This window comes from Pseudomonas sp. 9.3L, from assembly GCF_058536285.1.
In genome coordinates this window covers 3,328,945-3,344,624 of record NZ_JBZUBK010000001.1, presented here as the reverse complement: position 1 = coordinate 3,344,624, position 15,680 = coordinate 3,328,945, and the positions used below count along the sequence as shown (strand labels likewise).

Sequence of the window (15,680 nt, the reverse complement as noted above, 5' to 3'; positions counted from 1 at the left end):
AAACGGCCCCTGAAAAAAATATCACGCTGCACGGCAGGCATCGCCATTGACTTGCGGATGATGGACACTGCGCACCCGTGATCGCTCAAGAGGAGAACGAATGCGCATACTCTTGGTAGAAGACCACTTGCAATTGGCGCAGAGCATCGCCCAGGCCTTGAAGGCCGCTGGCCTGACGGTAGACGTGTTGCACGATGGAGTGGCAGCGGACTTGGCGTTGAGCAGTGAAAACTACGCCATGGCCATCTTGGACGTTGGGCTTCCACGCCTGGACGGCTTCGAGGTGCTGGCTCGGTTGCGCGACCGTGGCCGTCATCTGCCTGTACTGATGCTCACCGCCCGGGCCGACGTCAAGGACCGCGTACACGGGCTGAACCTAGGGGCCGACGACTACCTGGCCAAGCCGTTCGAGCTCACCGAGCTGGAAGCCCGCGTGAAGGCCTTGCTGCGCCGCACCCTGCTTGGGGGCGAGCGCCAGCAGCGCTGTGGGCCCCTGGTGTACGACCTCGAAGCCCGGCGCTTCACGATGAACGAGTTGCCGTTGGTGCTGACCTCCAGGGAGCAGGCGGTACTGCAAGCGTTGATCGCTCGGCCTGGGCGGGTCATGAGTAAAGAGCAATTGGCCGCTCAGGTGTTTGGCCTGGACGAAGAAGCCAGCACTGAAGCCATCGAGATCTACATCCACCGCCTGCGCAAGAAGCTCGACGGCCAAGGGGTGGCTATCGTGACCTTCCGAGGCTTGGGCTACCTGTTGGAGGGGCGTGATGGCTAGGCCGGGAAGCCTGCGCTGGCGGCTATTGGGAAACCTGGCCTCGCTGCTGGTATTGCTGATGCTGGCCAGTGGCATGAGTGCCTACTGGAACGGGCGCCAGGCGGCAGATGTCGCCTATGACCGCACGCTGCTGGCATCAGCCCGCACTATTGCAGCCGGTTTGTTTGAACAGGACGGCAAGCTGAGCCTGGACGTGCCTTATGTGGCGCTGGACACCTTTGCCTATGACAGCGCAGGGCGTATCTACTACCAGGTGAACGGGGTCGATAAACAACTGATCTCCGGGTATGAAAACCTTCCCGCCCCCCCTGAAAGCGCGCCGCGTACCGACACCTACCCGGCCTTGGCAAAATTCTATGACGGCACTTACCGTGGTCAGGACATCCGGGTAGTGAGCCTGCTGACGGCAGTCAGCGAGCCGAGTATGAACGGCATGGCCGAGATTCGCGTGGCGGAAACCGACGAAGCCCGCTTCAACATGGCCCGTGACCTGATGACCGATACCTTGCTGCGGCTGGGCATGCTCGGCGGCGGCGCCTTGTTGCTGGTATGGGTCACCGTCAGCGGCGCGTTGAGCCCGCTGGACCGTCTGCGTCGGGCGGTGGAGGCGCGGCGCACCGATGACTTGCGGCCATTGCCTCGGGAAGAAGTGCAGCATGAGCTACTGCCTCTGGTGGAGTCCATCGACCACTTTACCGAGCGCCTGCGGGTTCAGTTCGAGCGCCAGAGCCAGTTTATCGCCGACGCCGCGCACGAGTTGCGCACGCCCCTGGCCGCCCTTAAGGCACGGGTTGAATTAAGCCTGCGCAGCACAGACCCCGCAGAGCTGCGCAGAGGCCTGGAGGATGGGCGACAGGGCATCGACCGGTTGACGCATTTGGCCAACCAATTACTGTCACTGGCGCGTATCGAAAACGGCGCGCAGGCCGTTGCGGAGGGCGGGGCGGAGGTGATCGACCTGTCACAAGTGGCACGGGAGCTCGGGATGGCCATGGCGCCGTTGGCCCATGGCCGTGGCGTAGCGCTGGCACTGGAGGCAGAGCGGTCGGTGCTGGTACGGGGCGAGCCTACGTTGCTCAGTGAACTGCTCAGCAACCTGGTGGACAACGCCATGGCCCATACACCCGTTGGCGGCACCGTGGTGATCAGAGTCATGCCAGGCGGCGTGCTGGAGGTCGAGGACGATGGCCCCGGCATTCCCGAGGCGGAACGTGGCCGGGTGTTCGAGCGGTTCTACCGGGGTGGCCAGCAGGGCACAGGCTTAGGCCTGGCGATTGTCAGCGAAATCTGCCGCGCCCATCAGGCTGGTATCTCGTTGGGGGACGGCGCCCAAGGCGGCTTGAGGATTACCGTAGCGTTCCCCGCGGTTGAAGCGCCCTGGGCGTCTTGACCCGCCGGCCTGTGCAAGCGTTCAGGCCAGCAGCGCCCTTGCGTGGTCCAGTTCGCTGTTGAGCAGCGGTGGGTTCAGGTCGCTCATGCCTAGCCGGGTATAAGCAGGCAGGGTGGTGAGGGGTGGCCGCTGCGCCAGAGGCAGGTTCAATAGCGCCGCCATCTGCACCGCATCGGCGTAATCGGCAGCGGCCTGTTCGCGCTGGTAATCGAGATGAAGCAAAGGCACGTCGGACAGTGCCTTGGGAAAGTCCCATGACTTTAAAATACGCGTGCCCAACACAGGATGAATGGTGTTGATGACGTGGTTAAGGCTTATGGGGTCTCCTAGCAGGGTATTGTGCTCCTCGGCATAGGTGAGGATAGGTAACACGCCAATCAGGTGAACCATGCCTGCCAGGGCGCCCTGGTCGGGCTTCAAGTGGGCCTGCCGCCGGCACAGCTCATAGCTGATACCGGCCACCTCGATACTGGTTGCCCAGATCTGCCGCAGCTTGGCTTCAACGATCGGCAGGCGGCCACTGAAGATTTGCTCGATCACTAAGCCGATGGCCAGGTTGCAGGTGTAATCCACCCCTAGCCGGGTGATCGCCGCTTGCAGGTTATTGATCTCCATGTGGCTGCGCAGCAGCGGGCTGTTGACCACTTTGATCAGGCGGGCGCTAAGGGCTGGGTCGCGTCTGATCACATGGCTCAGCTCATTGATACCGATGTCGGTATCTTCCGCTGCCTGTCGGATCTCCAACGCCACCTCCGGCAAGGTCGGTAGCAGAAGGTCATCCCGATCGATGGCAGCCAGCAAATCATCTTGAACAGCGTGGGCCAGGTCGATCATGAGGCCTCTTGGGCGTTCGAAGGTGCATGGCGCGGCAGTCGCTAACGCTGGATCTCACGATCACGGTCAAGCGTGTAGGGCAGGCTTAGCAAGGTTAGACGAGGGCCGCTGATCGTGCCCAGCGCAAGCTCACCGAGCTCTGCCGCATCGCCTTGCAGCACCGCCAGCAACTCCACCCCCTGCTCGGCGGGCGCGGCCATTACCACGTCCCCCACAGGTGAGGCGTGGCTGGGTGCAAACACTGGCGTGCCAGGCGCGGGCACCTCTTCACTGACCACCTCAAGCCGGTACAAGCGGCGCTTGAGCTTGCCCAGGTATTGCATGCGGGCGACAATTTCCTGGCCGGTGTAGCAGCCTTTCTTGAAGCTCACGCCGCCCACTGCCTGCAAACTGATCATCTGCGGAATGAAGGCTTCGCGGGTAGGGCCGAAGACTTGCCCGAGCCCGGCGCGAATCTGGCCCAGCAGCCAGGCTTGAACGCTGGCTTGGGGCAAGGCGCTGGCCAGCTGGGCCTGGAAGGCGTGAGCCTGGCTCGCAGGCAGCCAGGCCTCGACGCGCTGAGGCGACACGCGAATGAACAGCGCGTCGTTCAGGCCGACCATGGCATTCGCTTCGGCCGAGAGGTGGACGCCCAGCCCCGCCAGAAAGGCATCGCCTGACTGCAAGCCGAAACGTATCCAGTGGGCCGATTCGTCAGTCAGGGTGGCCTTGGAGAAGACGGCGTATTTTTTGAGGTCCGCCAGTTGGGCGTCGAGCAACTCCGCAGCCATCGCCAGCAGGCAGCCGTCACCCTGTTTGACGATCCGGAAGCTCGATTGCATACGCCCTTTGGGCGTGCAGCGCGCACCCAGGCTACTGGCCTCGGGGCCAAGGTAATTAAGGTTGCAGGTCAATTGACCCTGCAGGAACTTGCTGGCATCCGAGCCGCGAACCGCAAGTACGCCTTCATGGTCAAGCGTGCAAAAAAAGGCAGAGTCGGACATGGGTCACTTTGCTGAACTCAAGGAGGGTCATCATAGTGCGCTCGGTGAAAAATAAACAGGCAGGCATATCCGTACACACAGGGCAGGGTGCCCTGACCCCCGACGCGCTGTATACTTGCGGCCTTTTCGAGGAGGGCCCCCATGGTTACGGATTTAGAACTCAATCGCCTGTACTGGCATAGTCGCCGTGGCATGTTGGAGCTGGATGTCCTGCTCGTGCCCTTCGTCAAAGAGGTGTACCCCAGCCTTAACGACACCGACCGCGCCCTCTACGTGCGCTTGCTCGAATGCGAAGACCAGGACATGTTCGTCTGGTTCATGGAGCGCGCCGAATCCGAAGACCCGGAGCTGCAACGCATGGTTCGGATGATCCTGGACCGTGTCCAACCGAAATGACCGTTTCGAATGCCGATGGCGGCCTTCTCGCAGGTTGCTTGCACTGTACTGCGGTACTCAACTGCTGGCCGTGTGCTCGGCCCTGGTGCTACAACTCCCCAGCCCGGTAGGGTTTTTGCTGATGGTGGGCTGTGTAGCCCATGGGGTATGGGCATTACCCAGGCAAGTACTGTTGTCATCCCCCACTGCAATCATCGGCCTGCGCCGCTCGGCGCAAGGCTGGGCGCTGTTAAGCCGAGGCGAAGGGTGGCAGAGGGTGCAGCTACGCCCCGACAGCCTGGCCCTGCCATGGGTGGTCATTGTGCGCTATCGCCTGCCTGGCCAATGGTGGTCGCGGGCGGTGTGTGTGCCGTCCGATGCGCTGCCTCCCGATACTCATCGTCGCTTGCGGGTGCGCCTGAGGTTCAGCCGTAACCGCTTTGCCATGCCGCCTGGCGGTGATGCGTTGTAGGCGTCAATGGCAGTTAGCGAAGGCGTTTGTCCCAGGCGTCAGTACCGTATCCACTGCCTTCTCCAGCATCTCTGGATAATCCAGCGTGTAATGCAGCCCCCGCGACTCTTTGCGTTCGAGCGCAGAGCGAATCATCAGGTCAGCGACACAGGCCAGGTTGCGCAGCTCGATCAGGTCCCGGCTCACTTTATAGTTGCTGTAGAACTCATCGATCTCGCTCAACAGCAGCCGCACCCGGTGCTGGGCACGCAGCAAGCGCTTGGTGGTGCGCACGATGCCCACGTAGTCCCACATGAAGCGGCGCAGCTCATCCCAGTTATGGGCGATGACCACGTCTTCGTCAGAGTCGGTCACCTGGCTGGCGTCCCAGGCAGGCAAGGGTGCAGGTGCAGCCACTTGGCTCAATTGCGACTCGATATGCTGCGCAGCAGAGCGCCCATACACGAAGCACTCCAGCAGCGAATTGCTAGCCATACGGTTGGCGCCGTGAAGGCCGGTGAAGGAGGTTTCGCCGATAGCGTACAAGCCGGGTACGTCGGTTCGGCCATGGTCATCCACCATTACGCCGCCACAGGTGTAATGGGCAGCCGGCACTACTGGGATGGCTTGCTGGGTGATGTCGATGCCAAAGGTCAGGCAACGCTCATACACGGTAGGGAAGTGCGCCTTGACGAAGTCAGCGGGCTTGTGACTGATGTCCAGGTACACGCAGGCCACACCCAGCCGTTTCATTTCGTGATCAATGGCCCGCGCAACGATATCCCGGGGCGCCAGTTCAGCACGCGGGTCGAAACGCGGCATGAAGCGCTCCCCGTTAGGCAGCGTGAGGATGGCGCCTTCACCGCGTAAGGCTTCGGTAACCAGCAGGCTCTTGGCCTGAGGGTGATACAGGCACGTTGGGTGAAACTGGTTGAACTCCAGGTTGGCCACCCGGCACCCTGCACGCCACGCCATGGCGATGCCATCCCCGCACGCGCCATCGGGGTTGCTGGTGTACAGATAGACTTTGGCAGCACCGCCGGTAGCCAGCACTGTGAAGCGGGCGCTGAAGGTCTCGACTTCACCCGTCTTGCGGTCCAGCACGTAGGCGCCCAGGCAGCGGTCACCCTCTCGCCCTAGTCGCTTTTCCGTAATCAGGTCCACCGCTACCCGGTGTTCCAGCAGCTCGATAGTTGGCCGCTGGTGTACCTGCGCCAACAACGTATTGAAGATCGCGGCGCCAGTAGCGTCAGCTGCGTGAATAATGCGACGGTGGCTATGGCCGCCTTCTCGGGTAAGGTGGAACTCAAACCGGCCCTCTTCGGGCGAGACGGCGTCCTCCTGCATATCCTCTCGCGTGAAGGGTACGCCTTGTTCGATCAACCACTCGATGGCCTCTCGGCTGTGTTCAACGGTGAAGCGCACGGCGTGCTCATCACATAGGCCGGCGCCCGCGCCCAGGGTATCCCGCACGTGGGATTCCACCGTGTCAGTGTTGCCCAGCACGGCAGCTACGCCGCCCTGCGCCCAGTAAGTGGAGCCGTTGGAGAGGGGGCCCTTACTCAAGACCGCGATGCGCAGATGCGAAGGTAAGTTCAAGGCCAGGCTCAAGCCTGCCGCTCCACTGCCGATAACCAGTACGTCGTACTGCAAGTGCTGACTCATGGAGCTCCAACGGCTCAGGCTGCCGTTCGTTGAGGCCGGGCCAGCAAGCGGGGCGCGGCGTTAGGGTAAGGCAAGCGCTTGCCCGTGCGGGTATAGCAAAATGAAACTACCCGTTTCGACGGGCGGTCGATATTTATACCAGCGTGCATCCGTACCCGCTACGGTGAAGGTTGTAGGAAATTGGCTATCAGATAGCGGGAACTTTCCTAAATAATGCACAATCCATAGGGGGTTAAGATAAAACAGGGCACGACGAAGCGAGCGCCTCGTGCGGATCGGTGTCGCCAGTGGCCGGACATCCGGATCGTTTTACGCAGCAGGTAGGTGCCTGGTGTGTTTTTTCCTGTCCCTGTGTGTACGGGCGGGAAACTTGCGTGGAGGGGAGAACTTTTGCACAAAGCCCGAGTCTATGGTTGCAAGCCTGAACGATGGCTCTTGCAGCGCTCGTTGGAGCACAGCGAGGAGTGTTCATGCTAACGCAGGAAGAAGATCAGCAGCTGGTAGAGCGTGTACAACGCGGCGACCGGCGAGCGTTCGATCTGTTGGTGCTCAAATACCAGCACAAGATTCTCGGGTTGATCGTGCGCTTCGTGCACGACACCCACGAAGCACAGGATGTCGCTCAGGAAGCTTTCATCAAGGCCTACCGAGCGCTCGGCAACTTCCGCGGTGACAGTGCCTTCTACACCTGGCTCTACCGCATCGCTATCAATACGGCGAAGAACTACCTGGTGTCCCGAGGACGACGGCCGCCAGACAGCGACGTGAGCTCTGAAGATGCAGAGTTCTATGACGGTGATCATGGCCTCAAAGACCTTGAGTCGCCTGAGCGCTCTCTATTGAGGGATGAGATCGAGGGCACTGTCCATCGGACCATCCAGCAACTGCCTGAAGACCTTCGCACGGCCCTGACCCTGCGTGAGTTCGACGGCCTGAGTTATGAAGACATCGCGAGCGTGATGCAATGCCCGGTAGGCACCGTCAGGTCGCGGATCTTCCGTGCCCGCGAAGCCATAGACAAAGCTCTGCAGCCATTGCTGCAGGAAACCTGAGACAGCGGCGTCAGCCAAAGAGAGGAACCGCTATGAGTCGTGAAGCCCTGCAGGAATCGCTGTCCGCAGTGATGGATAACGAAGCGGACGAACTGGAATTACGCCGCGTACTGACCGCTGTGGAAACCCGTGAAGCCCGCGCTACGTGGGCGCGTTATCAAATCGCTCGCGCAGCCATGCATAAAGAGTTGCTCGACCCACGCCTGGATTTGGCGGTTGCCGTATCTGTGGCGCTGGCCCAGGAAACTGCCCCAGTACGCGCTGCTCGCCCATGGCGCAGCCTGGGTCGCCTGGCCGTTGCCGCATCGGTAACGGTTGCCGTATTGGCCGGTGTTCGCCTGTATAACCAGAACGAAATCAGCGGTGCCGAGCTTGCGCAACAGGCTCAACAGCCTGTGCTGGTAGCACCTCACGCCCAAGGCCCTGCTGTGCTTGCAGGTTATACCGAAAGCAATGATGCTCAAAGCACCGCGGTACAGCCAGACCCGGCCCCAGGTTTCATGCGTCAGCCTGTCCAAGAGTCTGCGCCTCAAACCCATTGATGGCGCTACCGCGCCGTTCCGCCCATGGCGTGACGGCGCGGCCCTGTTTCCTCCCGCCAATTCTTGCCTCTCCTTAATGATCAACGCTTTCCTGGCTTGGCTGCCTATGGCTTTCGCCAACTATCGTTAGCTCCCTGGGCGTAGGTCATGCCAGCTCTTGTGAACCAACGCCAGTTGGCGAAGCTTTCGGTCATCTAGCACGCAGCGCGACCCCCGCAGCCGCCCTGACAGAAGGGATGAAACCTCTGTAAAACGAATGCCGCCCGAGCAGTCGCCGTCTCTGGGCAGTCAAGGTCGCGTCTGAATAAAGCCTATGCAATCAAGGCCTCGCGCGTGATGAGGCGTTATAATCGCGCATTAAATTTGCATTTATGTTTTAAATTGCAACATGAAAGTTCTGCTGTTGGTGTTGCAAAGGCGCGCGGATTTTCTTATAGGTCTGTGCCACTGCAGGCGCGACAGTAGGCGCGCTGTTTGATCGGCGAGGGCAGGCTGATACCTTGGCGCACATGATGCCAAGGCCGCTACTTCGCTTAACCATGCTCGTACTGTACGGGAGCCGTATGTCGATACCACGTTTGAAATCCTGCCTTTCGCTGTTCGCGGCGGTACTGATGCTTGGGCAGGTCGTTACTGCCCAGGCAGAAGCGCTGCCCGACTTCACAACCCTTGTGGAGCAAGCCTCCCCTGCGGTGGTGAACATCAGCACCACCCAGAAGCTGCCAGACCGCGGGGTGGCCGACAGCCAAATGCCCGACCTGCAAGGCTTGCCGCCTATGTTCAGGGAGTTTTTCGAACGCAATATGCCACGCAACAACCCCCGTGCCCCGCGCGGGGATCGTCAGCGTGAGGCACAGTCGCTGGGGTCGGGCTTCATTATTTCCCCCGATGGCTATGTGATGACCAATAACCATGTCATCGCCGATGCCGACGAAATCGTCGTCCGTCTCTCTGACCGCAGCGAACTCAAGGCCAAGCTGGTAGGCACCGACATTCGTACGGATGTCGCCCTGCTCAAGATCGATGGCAAGAACCTGCCCACGGTCAAGCTGGGTGACTCTGATAAATTGAAAGTGGGCGAGTGGGTATTGGCCATCGGTTCGCCGTTTGGCTTCGATCATTCGGTCACTAAGGGGATTGTCAGTGCAAAGGGCCGTACGCTACCCAATGACTCGTACGTGCCTTTTATCCAAACCGATGTTGCGATCAACCCCGGAAACTCAGGTGGGCCGCTGTTCAACATGAGCGGTGAGGTAGTGGGCATCAATTCGCAAATCTTCACCCGGTCCGGTGGCTTCATGGGCTTGTCGTTTGCGATCCCGATCGACGTAGCGCTGGATGTGTCCAATCAGCTCAAGAAAGATGGCAAAGTCAGCCGAGGCTGGCTGGGTGTGGTTATCCAGGAAGTCAACAAAGACCTGGCAGAGTCCTTCGGATTGGACAAGCCCGCTGGCGCATTGGTGGCGCAGGTGATGCAGGACGGCCCGGCCGCCAAGGGTGGCTTGCAGGTAGGGGATGTGATTCTCACCATGAACGGGCAACCCATCATCATGTCGGCAGACCTGCCCCACCTCGTGGGCGGCCTGAAAGCCGGTGCCAAGGCCTCTCTGGAAATTATCCGGGAGGGTAAGCGGCAAACCCTGGACCTGACCGTGGGCGCCCTGCCTGAAGACGATGCCGAGGCGGTAGCAGGCGCCGATGGCCAGCCTGAGCGCAGTAGCAACCGGCTGGGCTTGGCGGTCGCTGACCTTTCCGACGAACAGAAAAAAGCCGCTGACCTCAAAGGGGGCGTGCTGATCAAGGACGTTCAGGATGGCCCAGCTGCCCTGATTGGTCTGCAGCCAGGCGATGTCATCACCCACCTGAACAACCAGGCGGTGACCTCTGCCAAACAGTTCACTGAGGTGGCCAAAGGGTTGCCGAAGAACCGCTCGGTGTCCATGCGCGTCTTGCGCCAAGGGCGGGCCAGCTTCATCACCTTCAAGCTGGCTGAGTAACCTGGCGGTAGCTTAGGCTCTGAGCTGCCCTTGCGCCCTTGCAGGCTACGGTTAATCCATAGCCTGCAAGGGCGCGGCTCGTGATTGGCGTGATCCCTGAATCAAGATTGCCTCAAGAGGCGTGGCATCAGGTACAATGCCCGGCTATTTTTGTCGGGCGTCCGGCCCAAGGCCTTTTTGAGTGTTGATCCGTGAGTGATTTGAGTCATATCCGCAATTTCTCCATCATCGCCCACATCGACCACGGCAAGTCGACCCTGGCCGATCGGTTCATCCAGATATGCGGCGGCCTTGCCGACCGTGAGATGGAAGCCCAGGTACTGGATTCCATGGACCTGGAGCGCGAACGCGGGATCACCATCAAGGCCCATAGCGTTACCCTGCATTACAAGGCCCGCGACGGCAAAACCTACCAGCTCAACTTCATCGACACCCCCGGCCACGTGGACTTCACCTATGAAGTCAGCCGCTCGCTGGCAGCCTGCGAAGGCGCCCTGCTGGTGGTCGATGCCGGCCAAGGGGTAGAGGCGCAGTCGGTTGCCAACTGCTATACCGCCATCGAGCAAGGGCTGGAAGTGATGCCCGTGCTGAACAAGATGGACCTCCCTCAGGCCGACCCCGACCGAGTGAAAGACGAAATCGAGAAGATCATCGGCATCGATGCCATGGATGCAGTCGCCTGTAGCGCCAAAAGCGGCATGGGCGTCGAGGACGTGCTCGAACGGCTGGTGCAGACCATCCCCGCGCCCCAAGGCAACATCGAAGCCCCTCTGCAGGCGCTGATCATCGACTCCTGGTTCGATAACTACCTAGGCGTGGTCTCTCTGGTGCGCGTGCGTCATGGCTGCGTCAAAAAGGGTGACAAGATCCTCGTCAAGTCCACGGGCAAAACCCACTTGGTCGACAGCGTGGGCGTATTTACCCCCAAGCACACCCCTACGGTGGACCTCAAGGCGGGCGAAGTTGGCTTCATCATTGGCAGCATCAAGGACATTCACGGCGCGCCGGTAGGGGATACCCTCACGCTGTCGACCACGCCGGATGTCGAAGTGTTGCCTGGGTTCAAACGCATTCAGCCGCAGGTCTACGCCGGGCTGTTCCCGACCAGCTCCGAAGATTTCGAAGACTTCCGTGAAGCGCTGCAAAAGCTCACCCTCAACGATTCTTCGCTGCAGTACCAGCCTGAAAGCTCGGACGCCTTGGGCTTCGGGTTCCGGTGCGGGTTCCTTGGCATGTTGCACATGGAGATCATCCAGGAGCGCCTTGAGCGCGAGTACGACCTGGACCTCATCACCACGGCGCCTAGCGTAATCTTTGAAGTGCAGATGAAAAACGGGGAGACGATCTATGTCGACAACCCGTCCAAGCTGCCAGATGTCTCCTCCGTCGAAGACTTCCGCGAGCCGATCGTCGAGGCGACTATCCTGGTGCCGCAAGAGCACTTGGGCAACGTCATCACCTTGTGCATCGAGAAGCGTGGCGTACAGCGGGACATGCAGTTCCTCGGCACCCAGGTGCAGGTGCGCTATGACTTGCCAATGAACGAAGTGGTGCTCGACTTCTTCGACCGGCTCAAGTCCACCAGCCGTGGCTATGCGTCCCTGGATTACCATTTCGACCGCTACCAGTCCGCCAGCCTGGTGAAACTGGACGTGTTGATCAATGGCGACAAGGTCGATGCCCTTGCCCTGATCGTTCATCGCGACAACGCTCACTACAAGGGCCGCGCGCTGACCGAAAAAATGAAGGAGCTGATTCCTCGGCAGATGTTCGATGTGGCGATCCAGGCGGCCATCGGTGGCCAGATCGTAGCCCGAACCACTGTAAAGGCGCTCCGGAAGAACGTTTTGGCCAAGTGCTACGGCGGTGACGTCAGCCGTAAGCGCAAGCTGCTTGAAAAGCAGAAGGCCGGTAAGAAACGTATGAAACAGGTGGGCAACGTGGAAATTCCACAGGAAGCCTTCCTTGCCGTGCTCAGGTTGGAATAATCAGGTCCTATGTCTCTTAATTTCCCGCTGTTGTTGGTTATCCTTGTGGCCGTTTGCGGCGTGCTGGGTTCGCTTGACCTCCTGTACTACGCCCCCAGGCGCCGCAAGGCCATTGCCCAGTATCAGGGCAGCGTGGCCCAGCCAGAGCCTGCGGTCTTGGAGCAACTGAACAAGGAGCCGCTGTTGGTGGAGTACGGGAAGTCGTTCTTCCCCGTATTGTTCATCGTGCTGGTGTTGCGATCCTTCCTGGTAGAGCCTTTCCAGATCCCGTCCGGCTCCATGAAGCCGACGCTGGAGGTGGGGGATTTCATCCTGGTGAACAAGTTCTCCTATGGCATACGCCTGCCGGTACTGGATACCAAGGTCATCGACATCGGTGACCCCCAGCGCGGCGACGTGATGGTGTTCCGCTACCCAAGCGACCCGTCGGTGAACTACATCAAGCGGGTCATAGGCCTGCCTGGTGACAACATTCGCTACACCTCCGATAAGCACCTGTACGTTAATGGCGCGCTGGTGGACGAGCAGATGGTAGGCACCACCTTCGACCCCAGCCTGGGTGAGGTAGGTGTGTACAAAGAGCACATCGGGGAAGCTGAACACCTGATTCATCAGCAGATGGCCACGTACCGCATGCTTCCAGGCGGGGAGTGGACGGTACCTGCCGGGCACTACTTCATGATGGGTGACAACCGGGACAACTCCAACGACAGCCGCTATTGGGACGATGCTCATATTCCCAAGGACCTGCTCGGCATGGTTCCCGATCACAACATCGTGGGCAAGGCGTTCGCGGTATGGATGAGCTGGCCTGAGCCGAAAACTCGCCACTTGCCTACACTGGATCGAGTAGGGCTGATCAAATAGCGCCAACATGGCAAGGCCATTGCGGTCCGCCCGGCGTGTTCATTCGAAAGTCAGGCGAGGGCCAAGCATGAATGCAGTGACTTCCCAGCGGGGCGCTTCTCTGATTGGGGGGCTTATCTTGCTGGCCGCCATCAGCGTCTTGGCCATCGCCGGCATGCAAGTAGGGCCGCACTACATGGATTACTGGGCCTTGAAGAAGGCCATGGACAAAGCCTCCAGCGACCCGGCGGTGAAAGTCGAGGGCAGGGATGACTATTTCGAGTACCTCAACCGCACCATGCAGGTCAATAACATCCGAGATCTGGATTTGAAAAACGCGTTGAAAATGACTGAACAATCCGGTGGCATGCTCGCCCACCTTGCCTACGAAAAGCGTGAGCACCTGCTGGGCAACATTGACCTGGTTGTGCGCTTCGATCACCAAACCAGCGTGCGTCTCCCGTGAACCAGTCACTGTTAAGTCGCCTTGAGCGTCAGCTCGGCTATACCTTCAAAAACAAAGAATTGATGCTGCTGGCGCTTACCCACCGCAGCTTCGCAGGCCGTAACAACGAACGCCTGGAGTTTTTAGGGGATGCCATCCTCAACTTCATCGCAGGCGAAGCGCTCTATGAGCGTTTTCCACAGGCACGCGAGGGGCAATTGTCTCGATTGCGCGCGCGGCTGGTCAAAGGCGAAACCCTGGCCTTGCTGGCCCGTGGCTTTGATCTAGGCGAATACCTGCGGCTGGGCTCGGGCGAACTCAAGAGTGGAGGCTTTCGCCGTGAGTCGATTCTGGCCGATGCATTGGAAGCCTTGATCGGTGCTATCTACCTGGACGCCGACATGGGCGCGGCCCGCGAGCGCGTGCTGGCCTGGCTGGCTAACGAGTTCGAGAGCCTGACGCTGGTGGACACCAACAAAGATCCGAAAACCCGATTGCAGGAATTCCTACAGTCCCGTGCCTGTGACTTGCCCCGCTACGAGGTGGTCGATATTCAGGGTGAACCGCATTGCCGTACCTTCTTCGTGGAATGCGAAGTGGCTTTGCTCAATGAAAAAAGCCGAGGCCAGGGCGTAAGCCGGCGTATCGCCGAGCAGGTGGCCGCCGCTGCCGCCCTGATTGCCCTTGGCGTGGAGAATGGCAATGACTGAAGCACCACTACCCCGTTGCGGCTATGTGGCCATCGTGGGCCGGCCCAATGTGGGCAAGTCGACGCTGATCAACCACATCTTGGGTCAAAAGCTTGCAATCACCTCCCGCAAGCCACAAACCACCCGCCATACCATGCTGGGCATCAAGACTGAAGGCCATGTGCAAGCCGTGTACGTCGATACACCGGGTATGCACAAGGACAACGACAAAGCCCTCAACCGCTACATGAACAAGACCGCGTCGGCCGCCCTTAAAGACGTGGACGTTGTGATTTTCGTGGTAGACCGTACCCGCTGGACCGACGAGGACCAGATGGTGCTTGAGCGTGTGCAGTACGTTGAAGGGCCGGTAATCCTGGCCATCAACAAAACGGACCGCCTCGAAGACAAGGCCGCGCTGATTCCGCATCTGGAGTGGCTGCAGCAGCAATTGCCCAAGGCTGAAGTGGTGCCCATTTCAGCGCAGCAAGGTCATAACCTAAATACCCTGGAATCGCTCATCGGCAATTACTTGCCCGAAGCCGAGCATTTCTTCCCCGAAGATCAGATCACCGACCGTAGTAGCCGCTTCCTGGCCGCTGAGTTGGTACGCGAAAAGATCATGCGGCAGTTGGGGGCCGAGTTGCCTTACCAAATTACCGTCGAGATCGAAGAGTTCAAGCAACAGGGCGCCACCTTGCATATTCATGCGTTGATTTTGGTCGAGCGGGACGGTCAAAAGAAAATCATCATTGGCGACAAGGGTGAACGCATCAAGCGCATCGGTATGGAGGCGCGCAAGGACATGGAGCAGATGTTCGACGCCAAGGTAATGCTCAACCTGTGGGTGAAGGTCAAAGGCGGCTGGTCCGACGATGAACGTGCGCTGCGCTCCCTTGGCTACGGCGACGTCTAGGCCCTCGTTCTTACAGGGCCGCGCATGAGCGGCGTGCAGCCGCAGGCGGCCTACGTACTTCACGCCCGCCCATACCGAGAAACCAGCGCCCTTGTGGACTTCTTCACCCCTGCCGGCCGGGTGAGCGGGGTGCTGCGCGGCGCGAGAGGCAAGGGCGGTAGCCTGGCGCGCCCCTTCGTGCCTCTGATCGTTGAGTTTCGCGGCAAGAGCGAATTGCGCAGCGTAGGCCGCCTTGAGCCTGCAGGCCCCAGCCCCTGGCTGGTCGGAGAAGCGCTGTTCAGCGGTTTGTACCTGAACGAGCTGCTGGTGCGGCTACTGCCGTTCGAAGATGCCCATCCCAACCTCTACGAGCATTACAGCCTTACCTTGCAGGCTCTGGCCTTGGGCAGGCCTTTGGAGCCCCTGCTACGTGCGTTCGAATGGCAGCTGCTGGACGAGCTAGGGTATGCCTTTGCGCTGGACCGTGACAGCGAAGGCAACCCCATAACCGCCGATGCTTTGTACCGCTTGAGCGCCGACGAGGGCCTTGAGCGGGTGATGGCGTTCGCGCCCGGGTTGTTCCATGGCGCCGACCTGTTGGCCATGGCGGCGGCTGATTGGGCCGCGCCGGGCGCGTTGCTGGCAGCCAAGCGGCTCATGCGCCAGGCGCTGGCGGCACACTTGGGGGGCAAACCGCTCATGAGCCGAGAGCTATTCCGTAGGCCCTAATACGCAATACCCAGGCCTACACACGCC

15 protein-coding genes and 1 pseudogene are annotated in these 15,680 nt (G+C 60.1%); 13 read left to right on the top strand and 3 right to left on the bottom strand.

Translation table 11 applies throughout. The features are described 5' to 3' along the window. Positions 1-100: 100 nt before the first annotated feature. Together AC4LE2_RS15550 and AC4LE2_RS15545 are read left to right on the top strand one after the other, a co-directional pair. Complete coding sequence (locus AC4LE2_RS15550; RefSeq protein WP_491826611.1) at positions 101-772, top strand: response regulator; 672 nt, start codon at positions 101-103, stop codon at positions 770-772. Then, complete coding sequence (locus AC4LE2_RS15545) at positions 765-2,162, top strand: sensor histidine kinase (RefSeq protein ID WP_491826610.1); 1,398 nt, start codon at positions 765-767, stop codon at positions 2,160-2,162. The genes AC4LE2_RS15550 and AC4LE2_RS15545 overlap by 8 nt, the downstream gene beginning before the upstream one ends. A gap of 21 nt (positions 2,163-2,183) precedes the next feature. On the opposite strand, the gene AC4LE2_RS15540 is transcribed toward AC4LE2_RS15545, so the two are convergent. Together AC4LE2_RS15540 and ygfZ are read right to left on the bottom strand one after the other, a co-directional pair. After that, positions 2,184-2,996 (bottom strand): HDOD domain-containing protein, encoded by an 813-nt coding sequence (locus AC4LE2_RS15540; RefSeq protein WP_491826609.1) that lies wholly within the window; start codon positions 2,994-2,996, stop codon positions 2,184-2,186. Between the two features lie 41 nt (positions 2,997-3,037). Next, positions 3,038-3,979, bottom strand: a complete 942-nt coding sequence (gene ygfZ / locus AC4LE2_RS15535) for a CAF17-like 4Fe-4S cluster assembly/insertion protein YgfZ (protein WP_491826608.1) — start codon at positions 3,977-3,979, stop codon at positions 3,038-3,040. Positions 3,980-4,120: 141 nt separating this feature from the next. Here ygfZ and AC4LE2_RS15530 point away from each other — a divergent pair, with 141 nt between their 5' ends. Beyond that, positions 4,121-4,375, top strand: coding sequence for an FAD assembly factor SdhE (locus AC4LE2_RS15530; RefSeq protein ID WP_491826607.1), 255 nt, complete (start codon positions 4,121-4,123; stop codon positions 4,373-4,375). Beyond that, positions 4,359-4,826: a protein YgfX gene (locus tag AC4LE2_RS15525; protein ID WP_491826606.1), complete on the top strand. Its 468-nt coding sequence runs from the start codon at positions 4,359-4,361 to the stop codon at positions 4,824-4,826. The genes AC4LE2_RS15530 and AC4LE2_RS15525 overlap by 17 nt, the downstream gene beginning before the upstream one ends. 3 nt (positions 4,827-4,829) lie before the next feature. Here AC4LE2_RS15525 and nadB read toward each other — a convergent pair whose 3' ends face one another. Beyond that, a complete protein-coding gene (nadB, locus tag AC4LE2_RS15520) occupies positions 4,830-6,470 on the bottom strand; it encodes an L-aspartate oxidase (protein ID WP_491826605.1) in 1,641 nt (546 codons plus the stop codon). 470 nt (positions 6,471-6,940) lie between these two features. On the opposite strand from nadB, the gene rpoE reads away from it, so the two are divergent. The 9 genes and pseudogenes from rpoE (at position 6,941) to recO (ending at position 15,653) form a co-directional block, all read left to right on the top strand. Next, the gene (gene rpoE, locus AC4LE2_RS15515) at positions 6,941-7,522 is read left to right on the top strand and encodes an RNA polymerase sigma factor RpoE/AlgU (RefSeq protein ID WP_003252049.1); all 582 of its coding nucleotides are present in this window, start codon (positions 6,941-6,943) and stop codon (positions 7,520-7,522) included. Positions 7,523-7,554: 32 nt separating this feature from the next. After that, positions 7,555-7,974: pseudogene (locus AC4LE2_RS15510) on the top strand (sigma-E factor negative regulatory protein); the annotation flags it as partial. Between the two features lie 659 nt (positions 7,975-8,633). Next, entirely contained in the window at positions 8,634-10,061 is a 1,428-nt protein-coding gene (locus AC4LE2_RS15505) for a DegQ family serine endoprotease (RefSeq protein WP_491828151.1), read from the top strand. 191 nt (positions 10,062-10,252) lie between these two features. Continuing rightward, a complete protein-coding gene (gene lepA, locus AC4LE2_RS15500; protein ID WP_491826604.1) occupies positions 10,253-12,049 on the top strand; it encodes a translation elongation factor 4 in 1,797 nt (598 codons plus the stop codon). A gap of 9 nt (positions 12,050-12,058) precedes the next feature. After that, on the top strand, positions 12,059-12,916 hold the full coding sequence (lepB, locus tag AC4LE2_RS15495; protein ID WP_491826603.1) for a signal peptidase I: 858 nt from the start codon (positions 12,059-12,061) through the stop codon (positions 12,914-12,916). A 67-nt stretch (positions 12,917-12,983) separates the two neighbouring features. Continuing rightward, positions 12,984-13,361 (top strand): DUF4845 domain-containing protein, encoded by a 378-nt coding sequence (locus AC4LE2_RS15490; RefSeq protein ID WP_491826602.1) that lies wholly within the window; start codon positions 12,984-12,986, stop codon positions 13,359-13,361. 8 nt (positions 13,362-13,369) lie between these two features. Continuing rightward, entirely contained in the window at positions 13,370-14,050 is a 681-nt protein-coding gene (gene rnc / locus AC4LE2_RS15485; RefSeq protein WP_491828150.1) for a ribonuclease III, read from the top strand. Continuing rightward, positions 14,043-14,945: a GTPase Era gene (gene era / locus AC4LE2_RS15480; RefSeq protein ID WP_491826601.1), complete on the top strand. Its 903-nt coding sequence runs from the start codon at positions 14,043-14,045 to the stop codon at positions 14,943-14,945. The genes rnc and era overlap by 8 nt, the downstream gene beginning before the upstream one ends. 24 nt (positions 14,946-14,969) lie before the next feature. Then, positions 14,970-15,653, top strand: a complete 684-nt coding sequence (gene recO, locus AC4LE2_RS15475) for a DNA repair protein RecO (RefSeq protein ID WP_491826600.1) — start codon at positions 14,970-14,972, stop codon at positions 15,651-15,653. The last annotated feature ends 27 nt before the right edge of the window (positions 15,654-15,680 follow it).